Annotated in this window: 17 protein-coding genes; 16 read left to right on the top strand and 1 reads right to left on the bottom strand. The window is 46.0% G+C overall.

Features of this window, described 5'->3' with window-relative positions; all coding sequences use genetic code 11:
- Positions 1-53: 53 nt before the first annotated feature.
- Positions 54-767 carry a hypothetical protein gene (locus tag QNO02_RS19710; RefSeq protein WP_017687552.1) on the top strand — a complete coding sequence of 238 codons (714 nt, stop codon included), beginning with the start codon at positions 54-56 and terminating at the stop codon, positions 765-767.
- An 87-nt stretch (positions 768-854) separates the two neighbouring features.
- Here QNO02_RS19710 and QNO02_RS19705 read toward each other — a convergent pair whose 3' ends face one another.
- Positions 855-1,571 (bottom strand): Crp/Fnr family transcriptional regulator, encoded by a 717-nt coding sequence (locus QNO02_RS19705; protein WP_076333276.1) that lies wholly within the window; start codon positions 1,569-1,571, stop codon positions 855-857.
- 430 nt (positions 1,572-2,001) lie between these two features.
- Between QNO02_RS19705 and adhE the strand changes: the two genes are divergently transcribed.
- From adhE to QNO02_RS19630, 15 genes are all read left to right on the top strand, one after another.
- Entirely contained in the window at positions 2,002-4,614 is a 2,613-nt protein-coding gene (adhE, locus tag QNO02_RS19700; RefSeq protein WP_074095716.1) for a bifunctional acetaldehyde-CoA/alcohol dehydrogenase, read from the top strand.
- Between the two features lie 198 nt (positions 4,615-4,812).
- Positions 4,813-5,115, top strand: a complete 303-nt coding sequence (locus QNO02_RS19695; protein ID WP_133385431.1) for a hypothetical protein — start codon at positions 4,813-4,815, stop codon at positions 5,113-5,115.
- A 421-nt stretch (positions 5,116-5,536) separates the two neighbouring features.
- Positions 5,537-7,795 (top strand): formate C-acetyltransferase, encoded by a 2,259-nt coding sequence (gene pflB / locus QNO02_RS19690; RefSeq protein WP_133385430.1) that lies wholly within the window; start codon positions 5,537-5,539, stop codon positions 7,793-7,795.
- An 89-nt stretch (positions 7,796-7,884) separates the two neighbouring features.
- Positions 7,885-8,637, top strand: a complete 753-nt coding sequence (pflA, locus tag QNO02_RS19685) for a pyruvate formate-lyase-activating protein (RefSeq protein WP_091028774.1) — start codon at positions 7,885-7,887, stop codon at positions 8,635-8,637.
- A 223-nt stretch (positions 8,638-8,860) separates the two neighbouring features.
- Positions 8,861-10,228: an ABC transporter substrate-binding protein gene (locus tag QNO02_RS19680; RefSeq protein WP_091028776.1), complete on the top strand. Its 1,368-nt coding sequence runs from the start codon at positions 8,861-8,863 to the stop codon at positions 10,226-10,228.
- Between the two features lie 51 nt (positions 10,229-10,279).
- The gene (locus QNO02_RS19675) at positions 10,280-11,164 is read left to right on the top strand and encodes a carbohydrate ABC transporter permease (RefSeq protein ID WP_036614432.1); all 885 of its coding nucleotides are present in this window, start codon (positions 10,280-10,282) and stop codon (positions 11,162-11,164) included.
- A complete protein-coding gene (locus QNO02_RS19670) occupies positions 11,164-11,994 on the top strand; it encodes a carbohydrate ABC transporter permease (RefSeq protein WP_091028779.1) in 831 nt (276 codons plus the stop codon). The genes QNO02_RS19675 and QNO02_RS19670 overlap by 1 nt, the downstream gene beginning before the upstream one ends.
- Positions 11,995-12,026: 32 nt before the next feature.
- Positions 12,027-13,862 carry a cache domain-containing sensor histidine kinase gene (locus QNO02_RS19665; protein ID WP_289389732.1) on the top strand — a complete coding sequence of 612 codons (1,836 nt, stop codon included), beginning with the start codon at positions 12,027-12,029 and terminating at the stop codon, positions 13,860-13,862.
- Positions 13,859-15,490, top strand: coding sequence for a response regulator transcription factor (locus QNO02_RS19660; protein ID WP_289389730.1), 1,632 nt, complete (start codon positions 13,859-13,861; stop codon positions 15,488-15,490). The genes QNO02_RS19665 and QNO02_RS19660 overlap by 4 nt, the downstream gene beginning before the upstream one ends.
- Before the next feature lie 28 nt (positions 15,491-15,518).
- On the top strand, positions 15,519-17,165 hold the full coding sequence (nagZ, locus tag QNO02_RS19655; RefSeq protein WP_289389728.1) for a beta-N-acetylhexosaminidase: 1,647 nt from the start codon (positions 15,519-15,521) through the stop codon (positions 17,163-17,165).
- A 275-nt stretch (positions 17,166-17,440) separates the two neighbouring features.
- Positions 17,441-19,693, top strand: a complete 2,253-nt coding sequence (locus tag QNO02_RS19650; protein WP_289389726.1) for a stalk domain-containing protein — start codon at positions 17,441-17,443, stop codon at positions 19,691-19,693.
- 338 nt (positions 19,694-20,031) lie between these two features.
- The gene (locus QNO02_RS19645) at positions 20,032-20,496 is read left to right on the top strand and encodes a Fur family transcriptional regulator (protein WP_074095707.1); all 465 of its coding nucleotides are present in this window, start codon (positions 20,032-20,034) and stop codon (positions 20,494-20,496) included.
- A gap of 2 nt (positions 20,497-20,498) precedes the next feature.
- Positions 20,499-20,750: a membrane protein insertion efficiency factor YidD gene (yidD, locus tag QNO02_RS19640; protein ID WP_017687565.1), complete on the top strand. Its 252-nt coding sequence runs from the start codon at positions 20,499-20,501 to the stop codon at positions 20,748-20,750.
- A 418-nt stretch (positions 20,751-21,168) separates the two neighbouring features.
- Positions 21,169-23,229, top strand: a complete 2,061-nt coding sequence (metG, locus tag QNO02_RS19635; RefSeq protein ID WP_339309965.1) for a methionine--tRNA ligase — start codon at positions 21,169-21,171, stop codon at positions 23,227-23,229.
- Positions 23,230-23,473: 244 nt separating this feature from the next.
- The gene (locus QNO02_RS19630) at positions 23,474-24,532 is read left to right on the top strand and encodes a metal ABC transporter solute-binding protein, Zn/Mn family (RefSeq protein WP_289389721.1); all 1,059 of its coding nucleotides are present in this window, start codon (positions 23,474-23,476) and stop codon (positions 24,530-24,532) included.
- Positions 24,533-24,622: the final 90 nt, after the last annotated feature.

Raw genomic sequence — 24,622 nt, 5'->3', positions numbered from 1 at the left:
TAGAGGTTATGGACAACAGGGTGAATGATTTTACGCAGGGTGGTGTTACCTACATGATGAAGAAAATCCCCGGTTACATAGGTGTATGTTTGCTCCTACTGGCGATCTTGGCTGGTTGTAGTGAGACACAGCCTTCTGAGCAGCCAATTGTCAAGGAGACAGAAACAGCGAATACGATCACAGTGGCTGTAGATGGCAGTACGTTTTTGCCTGATGCAACAAAGTCCATTAAGCGAGATTTTAGTGAGGGATTGACACTCAAAAAAGCATTACTCAATAGCGGACTGGTTGATTTTACGGCAGATGGCAAACGGATTCAATCCGTCGGTGAAGTTTCTCTGGATTCTTCGCTTAGCTGGGCTGTCAAATTAAATGGCAAGGATATTGAGCAGGAAGATTGGGACATGGAACTTCATGCCAAAGATGAAGTGATCATTTACGTGAAAGCCGCTGACAGTGGGGGAGATGGCGTTGCATATCAGACAACGTTACTCAAGGTTAGCGGTGGAAACATTATGCCAACCCTTAATCGTCAATATGCCGGCGTCTACGTTCAAGAGTGCACAGTTCGTGATGTGTTGAAGTCCAGCGGCATTGTAAGAATGTCGGAGAATAACAAATTTGTCGTTTCGGTCGAGAATGTCACACCTCGTATGAATGAGCGGTGGGTCATTATGGTGAATGACAAAGAATTAATGGAAAATGGTCTGGACATGAAATTGAATCCACGTGATGCGGTAAAGCTTGAATTGACCAATGCATCCTAAGTATACCAAGAAGCCCAATCTCTTTTTAGAGAACTGGGCTTTTTTCATTATAATATATAAGCAATATCCGATTAACATATTCAAATATTAAATACGACAGATCTCGTTCGGGCAAAGTTCACAGTGACAGATCCCTTGCAGCATCTTCAGATCTTTGATAACAATCATGCCATTGTCATATTCAATCGCATCTTTCTTACGCAGATCGCTTAACATGCGGTTTACACTTTCACGTGTGGCTCCAATCATATTGGACAGGTCCGTGTGGGTGATTTTTTTGTGAATAATGACATGCTCCCCATGAGGCTCACCATACGAATTCGACAACCGAATGAGGGTGGAGCAGAGTGCACCCGGTTTGCCATATAACATGAGATCCCGGAATTTGGTCTGTGTCAACCGGTGGTGGATGCCCATCCATTTCATAAAGTCGATCGCAAAGTCACAATGCTGGCAGATTAACATCTCCAAGTCTTTATGCTCCAGTACACCAATCTCACTATCCTCCAGCACTTCCGCTGAGAAGCTGTGTTTAGAGCCAAAGAAGGGATCAGCCTGGCCAATCATATCACCGGATTGATACATGTACATGATCAGTTCCTTGCCTTCATCCGTGGATTTGGTGATCTGGGCACGACCCCGTTTCATATAATAAAGTTTGTCAGAGATGTCGCCTTCCCAGTACAGATGTGTACCTTCCGGATAAGTTCTATCTTTCATGGTAACCAGCAGATGGTTGAAATTTGCTTCCGAGAAACAGTTGGTATTACCGCGCTTTTCCAGTACAGTTGTTAGTTCTCTCATAAGTCTATCTCCCCTTTATGTCCATCGGACGACCTTCTGTAGTAAGCAGTAGCCTCCGAGGTTCGCCGCAAACCGTTGCCGTCCTGATCAGGGTCATCTCGGCCGGGAGGAAGGACGGTACAAATTGCGGTGGTTCAATTTTTAAGTTCAGTATATACCTAATCTTACCGTTTGAGGGGGAAGTAAAGGGGGCAAAAATGACGAAATTTCAAACATTGTGATAAAATTCACTTTTAATGGAGAGGATGAATTTTACAGCCCTATATTTTAAATAGGAAGTGAAAATGGTCGTATGAAGGACACTACAAAACTTAAATTAAATTTGTTATACTTTGTGAAAAAAATCACATAATTAAGTTTATTGTCATGTTACGATGTGAATGTAAACGAGAGAGACAAACTAATACGAACCTTTAGGAGGATGAGGGAGATGGCTGTAAAGAACGAAGTCGCCCCAGCAAAAGAACCGACAGCAGGTCAGTATATTCAAACGTTAATCGACAAAGCGAATAAAGCACACGCCGCATTCATGAAGATGGACCAGAAGCAGATTGACCGGATTGTGCAAGCGATGGCGCTTGCGGGTCTGGATAAACACATGATGCTCGCCAAGATGGCCGTAGAAGAAACAGGCCGCGGAGTATATGAGGATAAAATCACCAAAAATATATTTGCAACTGAATATGTATACCACAGCATCAAGTATGACAAAACCGTAGGTGTGATTGAAGATAACGAGTATGAGAGCTTCCAGAAAATTGCGGAGCCGGTCGGTATTATTATGGGGATTACCCCGGTTACGAATCCAACATCAACAACGATGTTTAAAGCACTGATCTCCATCAAGACGCGTAACCCAATCATCTTTGGTTTCCACCCATCTGCACAGAATTGTAGCCGGGAAGCTGCTAAAATCCTGTTGGAAGCGGCTGTGAAACATGGTGCACCAGCGGATTGTATTCAGTGGATTGATGATCCTTCTATGGATCGTACAAACGAACTGATGAATCACAATGATGTGGCTCTCATTCTGGCAACAGGCGGATCAGGAATGGTACGTGCAGCGTATAGCTGTGGTAAACCTGCACTGGGCGTAGGACCGGGTAACGTTCCTTGCTTTATCGAGAAAAGTGCTGATATCAATCAGGCAGTGACGGATTTGATCCTGTCCAAATCTTTCGATAACGGCATGATCTGTGCTTCCGAACAAGCGGTCATCATTGAAGAACCGATCTTCGATCAAGTGAAGAAAAAAATGATAGCCAATGGCTGTTACTTTGTTAACAAAGATGAAGCAGCAAAATTGACAGCAGGTGCGATTAATGCCGAGAAATGTGCTGTGAACCCGGCGATTGTTGGTCAATCTGCGGTAAGCATTGCGAAATTGTGCGGTATTGAAGTTCCAGCAGGCACCAAAATTCTCGTGGCCGAGATTGAAGGGGTAGGTACCAAATTCCCATTGTCGGCTGAGAAATTAAGTCCGGTACTTGCTTGTTACAAAGTTAAAACGGCAGCAGAGGGTATTGAGCGTGCAGCAGAAGTGGTTGCTTTTGGCGGCATGGGTCACTCCTCGGTTATCCACTCCACAAATGAAGAAGTGATCGGCAAATTTGCAGATCGTCTGCAAACCGGACGGATTATTGTGAACTCGCCATCCACACACGGTGCCATCGGGGATATCTACAACACAAACATGCCGTCATTGACACTGGGATGCGGATCATACGGACGTAACTCGACTTCTTCAAACGTAACCGCTGTGAACTTAATCAATGTGAAAAGGGTGGCTCGCCGTACCGTGAATATGCAATGGTTCAAAGTGCCAAACAAAGTCTACTTCGAAAAAGGGGCAACGCAGTATCTTGCCAAAATGCCTGATATCACACGTGTGGCGATTATTACGGATGCCATGATGGTGAAACTTGGATATGTTGAAAAGGTAGAACACTATCTGCGTCAACGCCAAATGCCAGTAGCGATCGAAGTATTCTCCGATGTTGAGCCAGATCCATCGACAACAACGGTAGACCGCGGAACCGAAATGATGCGCCGCTTCCAACCGGACTGCATTATCGCACTCGGCGGTGGATCACCGATGGATGCTGCCAAAGCTATGTGGTTGTTCTATGAATATCCGGACACGGACTTCAACGATCTGAAACAAAAATTCATGGATATCCGCAAACGGATCTACAAATATCCACGTCTCGGCGTAAAAGCGAAATTTGTAGCGATCCCAACAACATCCGGTACAGGTTCTGAAGTGACATCGTTCGCGGTTATCACAGACAAAAATCAAGGTAACACCAAATATCCATTGGCCGACTATGAGCTGACACCAGACGTAGCCATTGTTGATCCAGAATTCGTATACTCCCTGCCTAGAACAGCTGTTGCAGATACAGGTATGGACGTACTGACTCATGCGATTGAAGCATATGTGTCTGTTATGGCAAATGACTACACAGATGGACTTGCGATCAAAGCAATCCAACTGGTATTCCAATACCTGGAGCAATCGGCACTGCAAGGCGACAAACTGGCACGTGAGAAAATGCATAATGCTTCCACAATTGCTGGTATGGCGTTTGCCAACGCATTCCTGGGCATTAACCACAGCTTGGCGCACAAATGGGGCGGTCAGTACCATACCGCACACGGACGCACCAATGCCATTCTGATGCCACACGTCATTCGTTACAACGCGAAAAAACCGACCAAATTTGCATCGTTCCCGAAATATTCGCACTTTGTAGCGGATGAGCGTTATGCCGAAATCGCACGGATTCTGGGATTGCCTGCACGTACGACAGAAGAAGGGGTAACCAGTCTCATCAATGCGATTCGCAAACTGAACAAAACATTGGGCATTGAAGAATCGTTCCAGGAAATCGGATTTGATGCCAAAGACTTTGAAGCACATGTAGATTATCTGGCTGACCGTGCCTTCGAAGACCAATGTACAACTGCCAATCCGAAGTTGCCGCTGGTAACTGAACTGGCTGATGTATACCGCAACGCTTTCTACGGAAAGTTTGAATAACAAATTCAGAACGAAGTGTGCCTTACGGCAAGAAGATCAGGGTTCCCCGAGAGGGGAGCCCCGATTGCCGTCTTTCACACAATAACGAGAGGGCAGAAAAACAGAAGAGCGAGCATCTGTTTTTCAGGATTTATTCTAAGATTTGATTTGCTCCGAGCATAGAGGAGCAATGGTTCTTAAAGAGGAGGCACGAAATCCGTGATGTGGCTGTTTGAGCCAGATGTTCACACAAGAACGAAGAGGGCAGAAAAACAGAAGAGCGAGCATCTGTTTTTCAGGGTTTATTCTAAGTTTTGTTTTGCTCCGAACATGGAGGAGCAAAAGGGTTCTAAAGAGGTGGCATTTGAGCCAGATGTTCACACAATAACGGAGAGGGCAGAAAAAACTGAAGAAGCGAAGCATCTGTTTTTCAGGGTATATTTTAAGATTTGGTTTGCTCCGAGTATAGAGGATCAAAGGGTTCTAAAGAGGTGGCACGGAATCCGTGATGTGGCCGTTTGAGCCAGATGTTCACACAATAACGGAGAGGGCAGAAAAAACTGAAGAAGCGGAGCGTTCGCCTTTATCCCCGGATTTTCCCCTTTGAAAAATAAAATTGAAAAAATCCGGGGATAACAGCGATCGGAAGTTGTTCTGCCCGCGCAGTGGCTAAGTGTGAATTTACCGGGTTCAATGGGACACAACGCAGGTGGAGTGAGTTAGTTCACTGACTTTGTGACAAAAATCACAGATGATGAAAGTGCCAAGTCGTATACTGAAAATGTAAGAAAAACATTCATCCCGCGGTTCCGGTTCCCAAGTAGAGAGAACATGTTCCGGTTTATGTGAAACAATTCACATTAATCGCGGCTCTGGGCACACAATGCTACGAATGAAGCAAGATGTTATGTGTCCAGAAATCCAAATTAGTGGAGGGATTAAGATGTCGGTGATTGAAAAAGATGTCAAACAACAAACAGGCTGGAGAAACTTTACCAAAGGAACATGGACCAAATCCGTAGATGTGAATGATTTTCTGGCACACAACTTGTCTCCGTATTACGGCGATGAAGCATTTCTCGCAGGTGCAACCCAGAATACCAAAGAATTGTGGGATATCGTATCTGATCTGACCAAAAAAGAACGGGATAACGGCGGTGTCCTTGACGTTGATGTGAACACACCAGCGACTATTGTTTCTCACCAACCCGGTTATCTGGATCAATCCAAAGAACAGATTGTCGGCGTTCAAACCGATGCTCCGTTCAAACGTTCCATTCAACCAACAGGCGGAATCCGGATGATGATTGATGCATGTGAAGCATACGGCTTCGAATTGCCTCAAGGCGTCATTGATATATTTACGAACATTCGCAAAACACATAACCAAGGTGTATTCGATGCTTATACTTCCGATATGCGTGCAGCGCGTAAAGCAGGGATTATTACAGGTCTTCCAGATGCGTATGGCCGTGGCCGGATCATCGGTGACTATCGTCGTGTAGCTTTGTACGGGGTAGACTTCCTGATTCGTAACAAAAAAGGCGAATTGAACGCACTTGAAGTTGATGTCATTGATGAAGATGTCATTCGTCTGCGGGAAGAATTGTCTGAGCAGATTCGTGCATTGCAAGAATTGAAGCAATTGGGCGATATGCACGGGTTCGATATTTCCTTGCCAGCGACAACAGCAAAAGAAGCATTCCAATGGTTGTACTTCGGTTATCTTGCTGCCATCAAAGAACAGAACGGTGCTGCGATGTCCCTGGGACGTGTATCTTCTTTCCTGGATATCTACATTGAACGTGATCTGCAAGAAGGTATTCTGTCCGAAGAACAGGCTCAGGAATTGGTTGACCATTTTGTAATGAAACTGCGGATTGTCAAATTCCTGCGTACACCGGATTACAACGAACTGTTCAGTGGAGATCCAACATGGGTAACGGAGTCCATCGGGGGTATGTCTGTAAATGGTGAAACACGTGTAACCAAAAACAGCTTCCGTTTCCTGCATACACTGCACAACTTGGGTCCTGCACCAGAACCGAACTTGACTGTACTATGGTCCACTAAACTTCCAGAAGCTTTCAAAGATTATTGCAGTAAAGTATCCATTGAAACCAGCTCAATTCAGTATGAAAATGATGATCTGATGCGTCCAATCTACGGTGACGATTACGGTATTGCATGCTGTGTGTCGGCTATGAAGATCGGGAAACAAATGCAATTCTTCGGCGCTCGTGCCAACTTGGCAAAAGCTCTCCTGTATGCGATCAACGGTGGTCGTGACGAGAAATCCGGAGCACAAGTTGGACCTGAGTATCCTGCCATTACTAGCGAAGTGCTGGATTACAATGAGGTTATGAAACGCTTCAAACCAATGATGGAGTGGCTGGCGAAGCTGTATATGAACACCCTCAACGTCATTCACTACATGCACGATAAATACAGTTATGAGCGTATCGAAATGGCATTACATGACCGTGACATTGTACGTACGATGGCTTGTGGTATCGCCGGTCTCTCGGTTACAGCAGATTCACTGAGTGCAATCAAATATGCCAAAGTAAAACCAATTCGTAACGAACAAGGCATCGCAGTTGATTTCGAAATCGAAGGAGACTTCCCTTGTTACGGTAACAATGAAGACAGCGTAGACAGCATTGCTGTTGAACTGGTTGAGAACTTCATGGGCATGATTCGTAAGCACAAAGCTTACCGTAACGCAGTGCCAACACAATCCGTTCTGACGATCACATCCAACGTAGTATACGGTAAGAAAACAGGGACTACACCGGATGGTCGTAAAGCAGGTGAACCATTTGCTCCAGGTGCGAACCCAATGCATGGTCGTGACAAAAAAGGTGCACTGGCATCCCTTGGATCTGTAGCCAAATTGCCTTATGAACACAGTCTTGACGGTATTTCCAATACCTTCTCCATCGTGCCAAAAGCATTGGGTAAAGAGGAGACTACACGTAAATCCAATCTGACTGCGATGATGGATGGGTACTTCGGTCAAAACGCTCATCACCTGAACGTTAACGTATTTGATCGTCAGCAATTGATTGATGCGATGGATCACCCGGAAAACTATCCTCAACTGACTGTACGGGTATCCGGATATGCGGTTAACTTCATTAAACTGACTCGTGAACAACAGTTGGATGTCATCAACCGTACGTTCCATGGCTCCATGTAAGTAATTTGCAAGTAGAAGACCGTTAGAGCAAGGCATTCCAAATCATATTAAACGCACAGCGGATGCGGATACAGAAAGGAAGAGGCAGCATGGTTAAAGGACATATTCATTCACTCGAAACTTTCGGGACGGTTGACGGCCCAGGCATCCGCTTTGTGCTTTTTATGCAAGGATGTCTACTCAAATGTCAGTATTGCCACAACCCTGATACATGGGCGCTGGATGGTGGAAAAGAAATGACACTTGAGGAGGTACTGGCTGAAATTGAGCCTTATCTATCCTACTACCGCAGCTCTGGAGGCGGACTCACGATATCTGGCGGAGAACCAACGTTACAGGCCCACTTTGTAGGGGAAATCTTCAAAGAAGTGAAGCGCCGCTGGGGATTGCATACGACACTGGACAGCAACGGATTTAACGAACCGGAACGGATTCACGATCTGTTGGATCACACAGACCTGGTTCTGCTGGACCTCAAACATATTGATGATGAGAAACACATCAAGTTGACAGGCAAATCCAACGAGAGAACGTTGAAAACGGCCAAGTGGTTATCGGAGCAGGGCCGGAAAATGTGGATACGCCACGTGTATGTGCCTGGCATTCATAACGAGGAAGAGGATCTGCTTAACCTCGGACGGTTTATTGGGACATTAAATGGCGTTGAGAAGTTCGAAATTCTTCCATACCATCAGATGGGGATTTACAAATGGGAAGCGCTCGGTAAAGTATATCCACTGGATGGTGTTCCTTCACCAAGTGAAGAAGAAGTGGAGCGGGCGTATCGCCTGATCGAACAAGGTCGCCAGGAAACGGCTGGTGTGGCTTGTTCAGGTAAGTAATCTAACCTTTATATATAGTAAAAACAATCAATCAAGCAGTCCTTGCGAACATATTTCGCAGGGGCTGTTTTTTTGCTGATATCCATTGTAAATGCAAGATTATGGGTCCAGTGAAGGATTTTATCCCTCCATTGATGAATTGTCATCCTTACGATGTAAGCTCCGGCTTTTTATAATCAGAGTGTAAAGCCAAATGCTCAATATCTTGAGGAGGGTCAACCAGATGAAAAAAGGAATGACATTACTGCTTTCATTATTGCTTATCACTTCATGGACTTTGGCGGGATGTGCAAGCTCAAGTAACGAGCCACAGCAGGGCGCAGGCAATACACCTGTGGAGGAGACAAGTAAGGAACCGGTTGAGATGCTTCTCCGTCACACGCAGGTGGGAGCCGACAAACAGAAAAGACTGGCCATTCTGCAGGATGTTGTGGACAAAGTTGAGGGTGAGATACCCAATCTGACCTTTACGCTGGATGGTGTCGAATCCGATGTGAATCGCAAGGAGAAGCTTCGCGGGGAGATGGCGGCAGGTAACCCGCCGGATATATTTGAACTGTTCGGTAGCCCGGATTCCAAAGTTTATGCCAAGGAAGGTATGCTGCTTGATCTGACTCCGATCTTGCAAGAGCTGGGCATTCAGGACCAGTTTACATCGCTTGAACCGTTTACGTATGAAGGCAAAGTATATGGACTGCCGATTGGCGGTTCGGGCGAAGGTTTTTTCTATAATAAAGAGTACTTCGAACAAAAAGGATGGAAAGCTCCAACCACCATGGCTGAACTGGACAATATACTGGCCGAGATCAAGGCCGATGGCAAAGTGCCGCTTGCTTCAGCATCCAAGGCGGGCTGGGTACCGCTTATGTTAACCAACCACCTGTGGTCCCGGTATGCCGGACCGGAGATTACCGCAAAGTTTGCAACAGGTGAAGCGAAGTGGACCGATCCGGGTGTTGTGCAAGGTTTTGCCAAACATAAGGAATGGGTGGATAAGGGTTATTTCAAAAAAGGTGAGCTGGGCTTCGAGTATGCCGAATATACCACGCAATTTACGAGCGGAGAAGCGGTGTTGATGTATGACGGAACGTGGAAATCATCTGTATTCAAAGAAGGCCAGAGTGGTGAATCGCTCATTGGCAAGGTTGGATTCTTCAATATGCCTCCGGTAGAGAACGGAGCAGGTGATCAGACGTCTTTGATGCGTGATGTGAACAATGGATACGGATTCTCGGCAGCAGTGGCGGATGACCCGCAGAAGCTGGAAGCAGTGAAAGCTTTTATCAAAAATTTCTACAATGAAGATATGCAGGTCCGTGGCCTTGTGGAAGATGGTGTGTTACCTGCGATGAAGCTGGATGAGAAAGTGCTGACCGACAGTATTACCGATGATCTGATGAAAGAAATTGTGGCCGTGCTTAATGCGTCCAAGACGTCGTTCCCGGCATTTGATGCACTCGTTCAGGCCGATGTGACGACTGAGATCAGCAATCTGCAGATTCAGAAGTTGATTGGTGGGCAGACCACGCCAGAGAAAATGGCAGAAGAGTTGCAAAAGGTGCAAGAGGAAGCAAACGCTTCCGTAGAATAAATCAATCCAAGTTGAAACTGCGTTCGTTGAAGTGACTGAAGGAGGCTGACCATGAATACTTCACTCCGCAGCCCGTTAATCTATACGTTATTTGTAATGCCAGCCCTAATTCTGTTTGTGATGTTCTTCTTATATCCTATTGGCAGCTCCCTGTATTACAGTCTGACGAGTTGGAATGGGGTATCGGCTGAGCCACGTTTTGTGGGTTTATCCAACTATGTGAAGGCACTGACCGATGAACGCTTTTGGATTTCCACACGGAATAACGGCTTTTTCATCGGATTCTCGGTACTGATTCAGGTACCCCTGATCGTCCTGTTTTCACTTCTTATTGCCAATGTGAAAAGGCTGAAGGGTCTGTATAAAACAGCTGTTTTTTTACCATCCATCATGTCGACAGCCGTTATCGGTATCTTGTGGGGGTTTATCTATGAACCCAATATCGGACTATTAAACAAAATACTTCATGTGCTGGGCATCGATCCAATCTACTGGTTATCGGATAACCGATTCGCAATGTTGTCCATTTTGGTGACCAATGCCTGGCAGTGGACGGGATTTTACATTGTCATGGTGCTGGCGGCCATACTGGCGATTCCCCGTGATCTGGATGAAGCGGCTGCAATCGATGGGGCAACGGCGGTACAACGTGCAATGCGAATTACGTTGCCGCTGATCCGGCCGATCATTTCAGTGGTGATCATGTTGTCCATCGCAGGTGCCATGAAAGCAGCCGACATCGTGATTGTCATGACCAAAGGTGGGCCCGCTGGGTCCACCGAGGTTCTGGCCACATATATGATCAAATACGCGATTACCAACTTCAAATATGGCTATGGCAATACCATTGCAGTGCTGATCTTTGCTCTGACGCTTGTGCTCACTGCGGTGTATCAACTGCTGGTAGCGAGGCGGAGCGAGAAGGTGGAATATTGATGGCAAAAAGCTTAAAAAGCAGTATACCTCATGTGTTGTTAATATTGTATTTAATCGCGATTTTGTTTCCCTTTTTATTTGTAATCTTCTCTTCATTTAAGCAGGATAACAATGAAATCGCCTTGAATCCATTCGGTCTGCCTACAACATGGGAGTTTAACAATTACGTGGAGGCTTGGGTGAATGCAAAGATTGGCACATATTTCTGGAATAGCCTGTACATTTCGGTTTTATCGTCGGCGTGTACGATTGTGCTTGGTGCCATGTTTGCTTTTGCCGTAACCCGGATGAGACACCGGAGATGGAGCCTGTTTCTGTACAGCTTAATTCTGGCGGGTATGCTTATTCCCAACAATGCACTTATGCTGCCGATCTATCTGCTTGTTCGCAAAATGGGCATATTGGATACGCATCTGGCATTGATCGTGCCCTATGTGGCCAATGCGATCCCCTTTACAATTATTATACTGGCGGCTTTTATGCGTTCTCTGCCTGGAGAAATTGAGGAAGCGGCGGTCATGGACGGCTTGAGGGCCCCGGGTATCTTTGCTAAAATAGTGATACCTCTTACGGTTCCGGCTATTGTTACCGTTTTTATCGTTAATTTCCTCGGCAACTGGAACGAATTTTTACTCGCCAACTATTTCTTATCCACCGATAAATTGCGTACGCTGCCAGTGGGCATGGTCCAGTTTCGGGATCAATATCAGATGAACTATGCCCAGATGTCGGCAGGTATTGTATACAGCGTTGTACCTGTACTTGTGATCTACGCTATACTCCAAGAGAAAATTATAGAAGGAGTAACTGCGGGTGGTGTCAAAGGTTAATACCATGAACCAGTTGATAGGGAGAACGGGATATGAACTTGCGAATGAAGCTGGCCTTGGCATTTCTGCTGCTGATTATTGTACCGATGTGTGCGCTAGGCATTGGCATGTTTCTGGTCACATCACATACGATTGAGAAAAAATACAATCAACAGGCCGAATATGCGCTTCAGGCCATCAGCTACAATATCGAGAATGTATTTCAGCAGATTAACAATGTGACCGACAACGGGATAGCCACATCGGTTTTCCAAATGGCGTTGAACGCCAAAGATCCGACCAAGCAGGATCTGGGAACCGGTAATCAGTTATCTCTGAATGCCAGCCAGCGCAATTTCCGTTCCCTTCTATATAATTATCCGTTCATCAGTTATGCCTTTTTATATGATTTGCGTTCGTCTGAGAATAACCAGATTGTCTCCATTTTCACTAAAGAAAATTTTCAAGCCCTTCCTTTTCAGCAATTCAAAGTACATCCCTTATTCAACGAAATTCAGCAACTTAATGGCGTGCCTAAATGGCTCGCACCTCTGGAATATCCCGAATTAACCGGGATAGAACCTGTCTTCACCCAGATCAGACTGGTCAAAGAACTCAGTTATTTTCAAAATATCGGCGTGCTTGTTGTTCAGATCAAAAAAGGAGAGATCGACAGGATCTTCCGTCACCTGCAGATCAGCGATTCGGCACAGGATACATCTTTCCTGTTAATTAATGAAGAAGGCCTGATCGTCTATGATCCTGCTGGTATTTATAACGGTGAAAACATGCAAAATCTTGGTGCTGAATCCGGCAGTTACGGTCCTGGCTTTAGCAGTGTCAGAACGGTCTTTGACGGCAAGGAAAGTATCATTTCGCAATATCATCTGAAAAACTATAACTGGAGCCTCGTCAGTGTGACTTCATGGGAAGCCTTATCTGCGGAAACCAATGCCTTTGCAGGATGGTCTGTCATCATTATTCTGTTATGCCTGCTCGCAGCGATGATCTTTAATCTTTTTTTCATGAATCGCATTACGGGTAACATTGCTGTACTTGTAAGGTTTATGCGTCGTGTGGATGATGGTGATTTTAATGCGAGGGTGGAAGGAAAAGGATTCGATGAAATGCAGCTGCTTGCGCAAGGGTTCAATGAACTATTGGATCGGATCGGGGGATTATTCCGTCGTGTTCGGGCAGAGCAAGAGCAGAAGGCCCAAGCGGAACTACGTGTACTACAGGCCCAGATCAAACCTCATTTTCTGTTTAACACATTGGAATCCATTAATGGATTAGCGCTGCGTGGGGAGGGCCGCAAAGTAAGCGAGATGGTGACCAGACTTGGCAATATGCTTCGTATCAGCATTCAGGATCAGGAGGAGATTCCGCTGGGTGAGGAAATAAGGCATTTGCAGAGTTATCTGGAGATTCAACAGTACAGGTTCAGTGATTTGTTCACCTATGAGATTGACATTCCATCCCATCTATACAGCTCAATCCTGCTCAAGCTGACCCTCCAGCCTCTGGTGGAAAATAGCATTCAACATGGGTTTGAGGGGATCACCTATCCAGGTGTACTGCGGATAAGCGCATATGCGGAACGGGATCAACTTGTGTTATGTGTTGAGGATAATGGGATCGGTATTCCCCAGGAAATGCTCGCACGATTTGAGTATATGGCAGAAGATCCGCCGGAAGTTATGCTCGCGGAAGGGGCGGAATCATTATCGTCCATAACGGAACGCCGGGGATTGGGATTACGAAGTGTGGCAGATCGAATTCGTATTCAATACGGGGCCGGGTATGGCATATTTATATGTTCAGCACCGGGGTATGGCACATTTATTCGATGCATCATTCCATTATATGAGCAGGAGGAAGCCGGATGAATCTGACTGCAATGCTGGTTGACGATGAGCTGCCGATTCTGGAGAATCTGAACTACATTTTACCCTGGGAAGATATGGGGATTGAAATCACAGGTACAGCGAGAAGCGGGGCAGAAGCGCTGGGGAAAGTTACAGAAAGTCATCCAGACATTCTCTTGTGTGATATTCGGATGCCGTCTATGGATGGATTGGAACTTATTCGTTTACTGCGAGAGCAGGGTGAAACGTGTGAAATTATTTTACTGACCGGTTATCAGCAGTTTGAATATGCTCGAACCGCTATTAAATATAACGTACATGAATACATATGTAAGCCAATTGATTATTTGAATCTGGAACATAAACTGCGTGAGCTTGCCGGGCAGATCCAGAAGAGACGTCTGGAAAACGAATCGCAACGTTATCGCAGCCAAGAGATGGAAAGCTGGATCAGACACAAACAGTTGATTGACCTGTTGCGAGGAGAAGCACCATTGAAGATTGCCTATCCTGCTTCTGTTCCTGAATTTATAACAACTGCTGCACCGTATACGTTGCTGCTGGTGGATGCAGTCGGTTATTTTCGCCATTCGATCGGTTGGTCCGAGCTTCAGCACCAACGATGGCATGAGACCGTAATTTCCAGACTTAGGGAAATGGCAGAGAGAATTACGGGTGACTGTCAGATTCTTTCGACCCGCAAAGGGGAGTGGTGCATCCTGCTGGAGGCATCGGGTGAGTGGAAACGTCGCTCAGAGGAACTGGCCCATCAACTGTGTCTCGAATTAAATGTGATATTATCCTTGGATTCAGGTGTGAAGGTTAGGGTGGTTCAGGATGGTGTGCCTGTGAATCTGGAAAGTCAAATTCTGGAACGATACCGGCATTGTCAAAAAATACTGATGTCCCATTCGGAGAGTGAAGACAAGGTGCTGAAGGCGAGTTGTCCCGAAACCGCCTTATCGTATGATCATACGGCCTCCAATGGGGCTAACTCATGGATTACAAGAGAAGATCTGGAGCTAGTTACTCGGTGGATTCGTCAAGGGAACAAGCAGGGATTACGTGATGTATTGGATCGGCTTAAACAGCAAATGGGGAATTCAGGACAATCCTTCAGCAGGGTAGATGAAACCAATCTTCGGTTTATGCTTGTGCACATGCTTCGTGAACTGCGGGAAGTACAGGCCCTCGCTGAAGAGCACGAAGTGAATTTTTGGAATGCACTGCAAGGGGCCGTATCCATGAGGGAACTCCTTGAATTTGCAGAGGTTGTTACCCATGCCTATCAGGGCAAACAAACGCAGCCACGTCCTTCTGTATCGGAACTGATCCTGTCTGCATGTGAGTATATGGATGCACGGCTGCAACAGGACTTGGGAATAGATGAAGTCTCAGATTGGCTCGGAATCAGCCCGGGTTACTTTTGCCAGCTATTTAAAACCCAAATGGGTGTTACTTTTGTAGAATACATGACGCAGAAAAGGATGGAAAGTGCTGCTTTATTGTTGAGTACAACCGAATGGAGCATTACAGCGATTGGGGAAGCCACAGGGTTCAAGGAGCGCCGTTACTTCTCCAAGGTGTTTCATAAACACTTCCACATGAAACCCTCGGAGTACAGGCAGAGTAAACGATTGGGTTCGTAGTGGCAAGGGAACCGGGAGGAGAGGTCAAATGAAACTCTTAAATGATCTGACATTGGAGCAAAAAGTAGGACAATTGTTGATGTGTGGATTTCACAGTCAGCACGCAGATGAACAGATTACTCGCTTAATCCGTGACTATCACGTCGGGGGCGTCATTTATTTCCGGCGCAATGTCGAAAGTGTAGATCAATTGACGCGGCTGTCCGCCGAACTGCAAGATATGGCTGCTGAAGCGGGGGCCCTACCACTCATGATTTCGGTGGACCAGGAAGGTGGCATGGTTGCACGGATTGACCAAGAGGGAATGACCCAAGTACCGGGTAATATGGCGCTTGGTGCGACAGGCAATCCGGAATATACCCTGAAGTGTGCTCAAATTCTGGGGCGTGAGTTAAAAAACATCGGTATTGATATGAACCTTGCGCCAGTGGTCGACGTGAATAACAACCCGCTTAACCCGGTCATCGGCGTGCGTTCGTATGGTGAACATGCTAAAAGTGTGGCCACTCATGGCGTAGCAGCCATCACCGGATATCAATCACAGGGCATAGCTGCTACTGCCAAACATTTTCCGGGACATGGAGATACCGCCGTAGATTCTCATCTTGGTATGGTTACAGTACCTCATGATCGAAACAGGCTGGAACAGATGGAGCTACTACCGTTCCGCCGGGCGATTGAGGCCGGCGTTGATGCTATTATGACAGCTCATGTGATGTTCCCTTCGATTGAGCCCGAGCCCATTCCGGCAACGTTGTCACATAAGGTGTTAACGGGTCTGCTACGTGAGGAAATGGGTTTTGAAGGCATTATTATTACAGACTGTCTTGAAATGCATGCAATATCCAAGCCATATGGTGTAGCTGAAGCTGCGATTCGTGCTGTGGAGGCAGGAGCAGATCTGATTCTGGTGAGTCATACCTTGCAAGATCAGGTTGCTGCGCTGGAAGCCATTGTGGAAGCAGTTCGAACGGGCCGGATCTCGGAAGAAGTTATTCATCAGGCGGTAGAACGCATTATGACATGGAAAAGAAATCGCTGCGGGCAGCAGGATGATCATCTTGTTTCGCTGAAAGCGAGTGAAACGGTTGAAGCAACCGATGTTGAACCTGATGATTGCACTGAATCCACTGAACCTAGTGATCCCGGTGAACCAAACGAATCGACGCTGTTCAAGATTGCTTCAAGCAGTATTACCATCGTTCATAATGATGGGCTGCTGCCGTTGGACCCAGAGAAGGACGTGTATGTCATCTGGCCTGAGGTTGTGCAACGGACAGAGGTGGATGAACCATGGTCTCATACAGAATCGCTGGGTATGGCGTTATCGCAGCTGCGAGGCAGAGTTCGTGAGCACAAAATTACTACTCAGCCCACTTATGATGAAGCAGATCGGATATCGGCGGATGTGTCGGAGAGTGAACAAGTTATCGTATGTACGTACACATCGGCAGGTCATCTTCCGAAAGGGCAACAGTATTTGGTTGAAAAGCTTAGTAAGAATCATTCGCTGATTGTAATTGCTCTGCGCAATCCATATGATCTGCTGGAGATTTCGAGGCCGGGAAGTTATGTGTGTACGTATGAGAATACACCCGCCGTTGTTCGGGCCCTGTCCCATGTGTTAACAGGTGGACTGCAGCCAACTGGAAGTCTGCCTGTCCGTTTGCGCTAGGCCTATTCAATCCTTAAATCTCTCTGTGATATGGTGCTGATTGACCATCTCCTGGAGAGATTTTTTTGTTGGAATTTTCTATTGGTTAATTTTGGGATATGGATGCTTAAAAGATAATTGATAGATAACTATTTTCATAGTATTTTCCTTCTATTAAAAGTTTACAATTCTCCTCTTAACTTTTTAGCAACTTTTCCCGGTTCCAAGCGTCTAATAATATGACTTTTTGAGGGGGATATTTATAAAATGGGAGCAGAAGGAGCCAAAGACAAAGAATGAATTTGAAGAAGAAATTGTCCATACTTACCGCTTTTGCTGTGTTTCAGGCGTTTGCAGTGATTCCTGCCAATGCACAATCAGCAGATCAGAGCGATACTACATCAGTGAATACAGCCAAAGTTAAATCCGTGGAGGTTGTGAAGAAAGAACAAACCATCGCGGAATCCGAAGTGAAATCCGGAACAAACACTCCAACATCAAATAATGAAACAACTGAAGAAGAGAACCCTGAGACAGTTGTTCCTACAGGAACAGACGCGACTCCTGTTGAGCCGGTAATTGAACCTACGGACGAAGAAGGTACAGCTGAGGAAACACCAGCACCTGCACCAGTTGAAGTGGAGCAACCATCTACAGGCGGTTCATCTGTTGCTGGAGGCGGGGGTGGAGACCTCACTCTTTATATGAACAGTAATAAAATGATGCAAGATGGCAAAACGTATCTTGCTGGACAGCCGATGGCTGTTAAAAATGGTGTATCCTATGTAGCGATCCGTGCTCTCGTTGATCGGGTTGGCTATGATGTCAAATATGATAACACAACCAAAGAAACGATCATTATTAGTGGTGAAGATGAGCTGCGTTTCAAAACAAACAGCAAGATCTATACCGTTAATGGTGTGTCCCGAACGATGAAGGGCGCGGCTTATCAACAAAAAAATACGTTCATGGTGCCGTTGACTTCAATTACACAGGCTCTGGACATTACGTATAAAGTAAATCAATCTGCCAAAACGGTTGTATTGAATCTGAGTACCAAACCGGTGGCAAGCTTCACGGTACAAAAAGAGGTTTTTGCCGGAGACCAGGTAACCTACACAACCAGATCCAGCTCTCCCAAGGGACTCAGCATTGTAGATGAGCGTTGGACAGGTCGTCAGGATTCATTCGACCAACCAGGTGTATACACAGTAACCTATGCGGTCCAGGATTCAAGTGGTCAATGGAGTGATCCGTATTCGGTTACGATTAAGGTTGAAAGACCAAATCTGCCACCTGTCGCAATGTTTACGACAGATAAAGAAGAATACAAAATGGGTGAGAAAATCACTTATATTGATCAAAGCACAGATGATGAGAACGCAATTGTAAAAACAGAATGGGATAACAATGCACTTGCATTCTTTGTTCCAGGACCGAAGACCGTAACGATTACAGTTACCGATAAACATGGTGCTAGCGATAGCTATACCAAGATGATCAATATTACGGGAGAAACACTTTATAGTGTGACTGACTTCAATCAATTGTTCACACCAGTCGGTGAGAAGTTCACTTTTGACGGTGGTGGAGTACCGGCATTGGAGAAAGTTCCTTTCACGTATTATGACGAACCAAGTCTGCTGATCCGCAGTAACAGCCCGGAAACCGTGAATACAGAAGGCATTGTGTACAAGGAATCTTCCTTCGGACAGACACGCTTCATGATTCACCATGTGAACAACACGGGCAAAAACGTGAAAATGTATGTTGTAGCGACAAACAACAATGCATACACGGCGTCCATTGACCAGCAAAACATGGGTTTTGCAGGACCGTCTCCTTTTGCAACGGTAGCTGGAAAGTTGTCGATTGACCGTTGGTTCCAATCCATGCAGAATGGTACCGGACAAAAGAAAGTGTACATCCAGCCAGGAGAAAGCAAGCTGATTCTTAATGATCTGAGCGTTCTTCCGATGAAACAGGGACAAGTCATTTCCTTGTATTCGGATGTATTCAGTGACTATGAACTGGATTACAACATTATTATGATTGAAGAAAACAAGGACCCAATGGAAGTGTTGTCGAGCCTGCCGGTTCTAGATCGTGATGGTGTTCACAACCGCGGAACGTACCCGAATGCAACACGGATCATTACGTACGATCAAGAATTAGGATCGAAGCCTGCACGTCTTCCACTTGGAGATAATGCAAGTGATCCAAACCTTGTGGGAACGGACCCTATGGCTTTCACTGAAGCGTCCAACGCAGGTAACTTCGGTGTATTGTACAAAATTACATTGAATAATGTTGCTCCGCGCACATTGATTTCATTCAACCCTCGTGGAGGCAGATATTCAGGTGTGGCACTCGTGAATGGACAGGTCGTTCAGATTTCCACAGGTAAATCTGTAACTGCACCTAATGAGCAAAGCGTAATGTATCGCACAGGTTCGTACGGCGAGAGTGTAACTATTCTCTTCTCGGCGGCACCAGGAAGTAACTTGCCTGTTAACCTGCTGTTCACGCCGCTTCCGGCTGAAAAGTAATATTATGAACATGCACGGACGGTTTGGAGTGAAAGCTTATATCATATATACCCGTTCACCCCAAAAGTCGCCCGAACGATTGATCATCTGAACCGTCAGGAAGGGACTCCATCAAAATGTAATGTCATTAGCTCAAGCTAGACTAATGGCAATGCATGTGTATGGAGTCCTTTTTATGTGATGTTGAAATGACCTAACCCGGTGTCTTCGTTGACTCTAATCGTAATTTGATGCATTATTAGAGGTATACAAGAAAGCGAAAGTTTTCGCTTTTGCCGAATAAACTGTCGCTCTATGAATGATGCAAAATGCTCGTATGACAGGAGGTGCTTAAGATCATGCTGTCGACAGAACAGATTATTTCGACCATGTCCTCACAGGGGCTTCGCATTACCGATCAGCGGAAAACACTGGCCCGGTTATTTGCCGAGTCCCCCGGGTATCTTACACCCAAGGACGTCTATGAATATATGGGTAAGACTTACAGCGGACTGAGTTTTGACACAGTATATCGTAATTTGCGGGTGATGCAGGAACTGGGTGTACTGGAACAGGTCATCTTCGAAGATGGCGTTAAATTCAAAGCACACTGTAGTGAAGATCATCATCACCATCATATGATCTGTCTGAAGTGTCAGAAGACATATCCTATTATTTTTTGCCCGATGCAGCTTGCGGATGCGCCTGAGCAATTTCAGGTTGTGGACCACAAGTTCGAGGTATTTGGATATTGTAAGGACTGTGCAGAGCATGCTCCGGCCAAAGCAGCGTCGGGACATCAACACGCTCATGGGAAGCACTGACCATGAAGTTATCGCGCAGAATTGCTCAGGCACCCATTCGGGTGTACCGCAACTATATCTCTCCATTAACACCGCCAACATGTCGGTTCTATCCGAGTTGTTCGGCTTACGCCATGGAGGCGATTGAAGTGCACGGTGCGCTCAAAGGTTCGTTGTTAACAGCGAAACGTATTGCCAAATGCCACCCGTTTCATCCAGGCGGTGTAGATCTGGTGCCACCAAAGGCGGAGAAATCCATGATGGTATCAGAGTAACGATGTAGCTTGAAGTATTCGGGTGGCCTGGAAGCAGACCAGGATTGACTTGAGGATGCTGTCCACTTGACAAAGGGGTCCGCATTTCAGTATATTTTTCCTATATGATTTTCCAGTGAAGGGATAAGTACAGACACACCCCCAGTGCAGAGAGCCGGATGAGCTGAGAACCGGTCTGGGAGGAGGATGGAATATGGTCCCGGAGGAACCTCTTTCGAGCGTGCAGACAGTGATTTAAGAGCTGCTGTCGTAAGGCTGAGGCGTGATCCAGCGTTAATGGGCGGTCGAAGGACCGACAGAGCCTGTGTTTTGCGAAAAACATGGGGAATTTGGGTGGTAACACGTGAGAGCAACTCTCGTCCCATAGGGGCGGGAGTTTTTTGTGTTCTTTTTTAGTTGTTTTGGACGAAGAGATCACATGAAACAGGAACATTTGAAGGAGGAGAAGTCATTCATGGCTGACCAAAAAACATTTTATCTGACAACCCCGATTTATTATCCGAGTGACAAATTGCATATTGGGCATGCGTATACAACAGTGGCGGGAGATGCGATGGTTCGTTACAAGCGTTTACGCGGTTATGATGCTCATTATCTGACAGGAACCGATGAACATGGCCAGAAGATTGAGCGCAAGGCACAAGAGAAAGGACAGACACCGCAAGCTTTTATCGACGATATCGTTGTGGGGATCAAGGAACTGTGGAACAAGTTGGACATTTCCAATGACGACTTTATCCGTACAACCGAAGAGCGTCACAAAACCATTGTTCAGGATATCTTTGACCGTTTGCTGAAACAGGGAGATATCTACAAAGGTGAGTACGAAGGATGGTACAGCATTCCGGATGAGACGTATTACACAGAGACTCAACTGGTGGATGTAGAGAAGAATGAGAAGGGTGAGATTATCTCGGCCAAGAGCCCTGATAGCGGACACCCGGTTGAATTGGTCAAAGAAGAATCTTACTTCTTCCGTATGAGCAAATATGCAGATCGTTTGTTGAAATATTATGAAGAGAATCCAGGCTTTATTCAGCCGGAATCCCGTAAGAACGAGATGATCAACAACTTCATCAAGCCAGGTCTTGAAGATTTGGCCGTATCACGGACTACATTTGAATGGGGCGTCAAAGTGAAAGGCGATCCAAAACACGTAGTCTACGTGTGGATTGATGCGTTGTCCAACTATATTACAGCTTTGGGCTACGGTTCATCCGATGCATCCCTTTATAACAAGTTCTGGCCTGCGGATGTACATCTGGTTGGGAAGGAAATTGTTCGTTTCCATACGATCTACTGGCCAATTATGTTGATGGCATTGGATCTGCCTTTACCGAAGAAAGTGTTCGCACATGGCTGGTTGTTGATGAAGGACGGTAAAATGTCCAAATCAAAAGGTAATGTCGTTGATCCAGTGACTCTGATTGACCGTTACGGTCTCGATGCACTGCGTTATTACCTGCTGCGTGAAGTACCGTTTGGTTCCGATGGTACGTTTACACCGGAGAGCTTCGTAGAGCGTGTTAACTCCGACCTCGCGAACGATCTGGGTAACCTGTTGAACCGTACAGTTGCCATGGTAGACAAATATTTTGAAGGCAAAGCCCCGGCGTTTGCTTCGAATGTAACGGAATTTGATGCTTCGCTGGAAGAAGCAGGCCATGCTACAGTGGAAAAAGTGGAACAGGCGATGGAAAACCTGCAGTTTTCCGTAGCACTGACAGCAATCAGCCAGTTTGTCAGCCGCACCAACAAATATATTGATGAGACGCAGCCATGGGCGCTGGCTCGTGATGAAGCAAAACGCGATGAATTGGCATCCGTTATGGCTCACCTGATCGAAAGCTTGCGAATTGCTTCCATTCTGTTGCAACCGTTCCTGACGCGTGCTCCTCATAAAATCTGGGCACAGCTGGGCATTCAGGAAGGTGAACTTACGACTTGGGATACAGCCAAGCAATGGGGTCTGGTTCCAGCTGGAAATGCCTTGCAAAAAGGGGATCCAATCTTCCCGCGTTTGGATTCCGAACAGGAAATTGCTTATATCTCTGAAGCAATGACAGGTGGCCAAAAAGCAGCACAGCCTGAAACAAGTCAAGCAGATGCTGGAGCTTCAGCAGCTGTTGAACCGGTAACTGCACCTGAGGGTACCGAAGAGATCGGTATTGACGATTTTGCCAAAGTTGAACTGCGTGTCGCGCAAGTCATTTCCTGCGAACCTGTCAAAAAAGCGGATAAGTTGCTGAAATTGCAGCTGGATCTGGGTTATGAGCAGCGCCAGGTCGTATCTGGAATTGCGAAGTTCTATTCGCCAGAAGAGATGGTTGGACGCAAAGTCATCTGTGTGACCAACCTCAAACCGGTGAAACTTCGTGGTGAACTTTCCCAGGGTATGATCCTCGCAGCATCGCATGGCGACCAGCTTACACTGGCTACAGTACCAGACAACATGCCTAATGGTGCACAAGTAAAATAAGAATTGAGTTATGAAATTGATTCAAATACTGTCGTTACTATGACTCAAGGTGGCCCGATGTAATTCGGGCCCTTTTTTTTTGTTGATATAATTCGTATCTGACGGGAAGAGAACAAGCATATAATGTTATGAACTCCGTACTTCAGGAAAGAATGAATAGGACGGGATAGCTTGACAAGTAGGTTCAGGTTACCTATAATTCTTTCAGTAATGTTTACGATTAAGAGATGCGGAGTGAATCATAATGACATTTTATAAAGTGCAACATCAAGTTCAGGATAACCGTACAGGAAAGACGGGCAAAAGAGGCAACATAAAGCTACTGTGGACGGGTTTGCTTATTCTCACTTTGCTGGTATTGTCAGCGTGTGGGCAGGATAGTTCCAATAGTGCGAAGATTGTGGAAGGCAAGGTAAACGTTGTGACAACATTTTATCCTGTATATGCTTTTACGACTGCAATCGGTGGTGAGGATGCCAATGTCATTAACCTGTTGCCAACGGGAGTAGAGCCACATGACTGGACTCCGAAGAGTCAGGATATCGTTAATACGTCCAAGGCACAGCTGTTTCTCTATAATGGAGCTGGACTGGAAGGATGGGTGCCGAATTTCCTGAAGTCGCTGAATAGTGATACACAGGTGAAGTCTGTTGCCGTCAGTGAAGGTGTTAAGCTGTTAACGGCTGAGGGTGATGATGGGCACGGTCATGGCGAAGAGCACGAAGACGAGCATGCGGATGAACACACAGATGAGGCTACCAGTGAAGATGTCGCTGATCATCATATTGATCCACATACGTGGGTTAGTCCGAAATCAGCCATGATCATGGCTGAAAACATCAAAAATAGTCTGGTCGAGGCAGATCCTGATCACAAAACAGGTTACGAACAACGTTATGAAGAGCTTCGTACCAAGCTTGAGACGCTGGATCAGCGTTTCACAGATGAATTGGCTACCGTACCGAACAACGAAATTGTTGTCTCGCACCAAGCGTTTGGCTACCTTGCACGTGATTATGGATTAACCCAGCATGCCATTATGGGACTTTCCCCGGATGCTGAACCGACAGGACAGGATATTGTGAAGCTTGCGAAACTGGTTAAAGATGAAGGCATTAAATACATTTTCTTTGAAGAGCTGGTATCTGACAAATTGGCGAAAACATTGGCAAGTGAAGCAGGAGTAGAGACCATGGTCCTTAATCCGGTTGAGGGATTGACCAAGGAGCAGGCAACAAATGGGGATGATTATTTCACCCTGATGGAGAAAAATTTGCAAAATCTGCTGATCGCATTAAAATAAGATAGAATGAAGAATTCAGATCGAAGAGTCTTTACCGTTCACGGTGAAGGCTCTTAGGACGCTATGGGATTCTTATATATAATGAAGGGC

Source organism: Paenibacillus sp. PK1-4R, assembly GCF_030369595.1.
GTDB lineage: Bacteria > Bacillota > Bacilli > Paenibacillales > Paenibacillaceae > Paenibacillus.
This window is presented reverse-complemented; position numbering and strand designations above follow the sequence as displayed.

Excerpts from the sequence above, each read along its gene's own strand:
- pflB (WP_133385430.1), top strand. The coding sequence starts at position 5,537 with ATGTCGGTGATTGAAAAAGATGTCAAACAACAAACAGGCTGGAGAAAC.
- QNO02_RS19675 (WP_036614432.1), top strand. The coding sequence starts at position 10,280 with ATGAATACTTCACTCCGCAGCCCGTTAATCTATACGTTATTTGTAATG.
- QNO02_RS19630 (WP_289389721.1), top strand. The coding sequence starts at position 23,474 with ATGACATTTTATAAAGTGCAACATCAAGTTCAGGATAACCGTACAGGA.
- QNO02_RS19680 (WP_091028776.1), top strand. The coding sequence starts at position 8,861 with ATGAAAAAAGGAATGACATTACTGCTTTCATTATTGCTTATCACTTCA.
- QNO02_RS19665 (WP_289389732.1), top strand. The coding sequence starts at position 12,027 with ATGAACTTGCGAATGAAGCTGGCCTTGGCATTTCTGCTGCTGATTATT.
- metG (WP_339309965.1), top strand. The coding sequence starts at position 21,169 with ATGAAACAGGAACATTTGAAGGAGGAGAAGTCATTCATGGCTGACCAA.
- QNO02_RS19645 (WP_074095707.1), top strand. The coding sequence starts at position 20,032 with ATGCTGTCGACAGAACAGATTATTTCGACCATGTCCTCACAGGGGCTT.
- adhE (WP_074095716.1), top strand. The coding sequence starts at position 2,002 with ATGGCTGTAAAGAACGAAGTCGCCCCAGCAAAAGAACCGACAGCAGGT.
- pflA (WP_091028774.1), top strand. The coding sequence starts at position 7,885 with ATGGTTAAAGGACATATTCATTCACTCGAAACTTTCGGGACGGTTGAC.
- QNO02_RS19650 (WP_289389726.1), top strand. The coding sequence starts at position 17,441 with ATGAATTTGAAGAAGAAATTGTCCATACTTACCGCTTTTGCTGTGTTT.
- yidD (WP_017687565.1), top strand. The coding sequence starts at position 20,499 with ATGAAGTTATCGCGCAGAATTGCTCAGGCACCCATTCGGGTGTACCGC.
- QNO02_RS19670 (WP_091028779.1), top strand. The coding sequence starts at position 11,164 with ATGGCAAAAAGCTTAAAAAGCAGTATACCTCATGTGTTGTTAATATTG.
- QNO02_RS19710 (WP_017687552.1), top strand. The coding sequence starts at position 54 with ATGATGAAGAAAATCCCCGGTTACATAGGTGTATGTTTGCTCCTACTG.
- QNO02_RS19705 (WP_076333276.1), bottom strand. The coding sequence starts at position 1,571 with ATGAGAGAACTAACAACTGTACTGGAAAAGCGCGGTAATACCAACTGT.
- nagZ (WP_289389728.1), top strand. The coding sequence starts at position 15,519 with ATGAAACTCTTAAATGATCTGACATTGGAGCAAAAAGTAGGACAATTG.
- QNO02_RS19660 (WP_289389730.1), top strand. The coding sequence starts at position 13,859 with ATGAATCTGACTGCAATGCTGGTTGACGATGAGCTGCCGATTCTGGAG.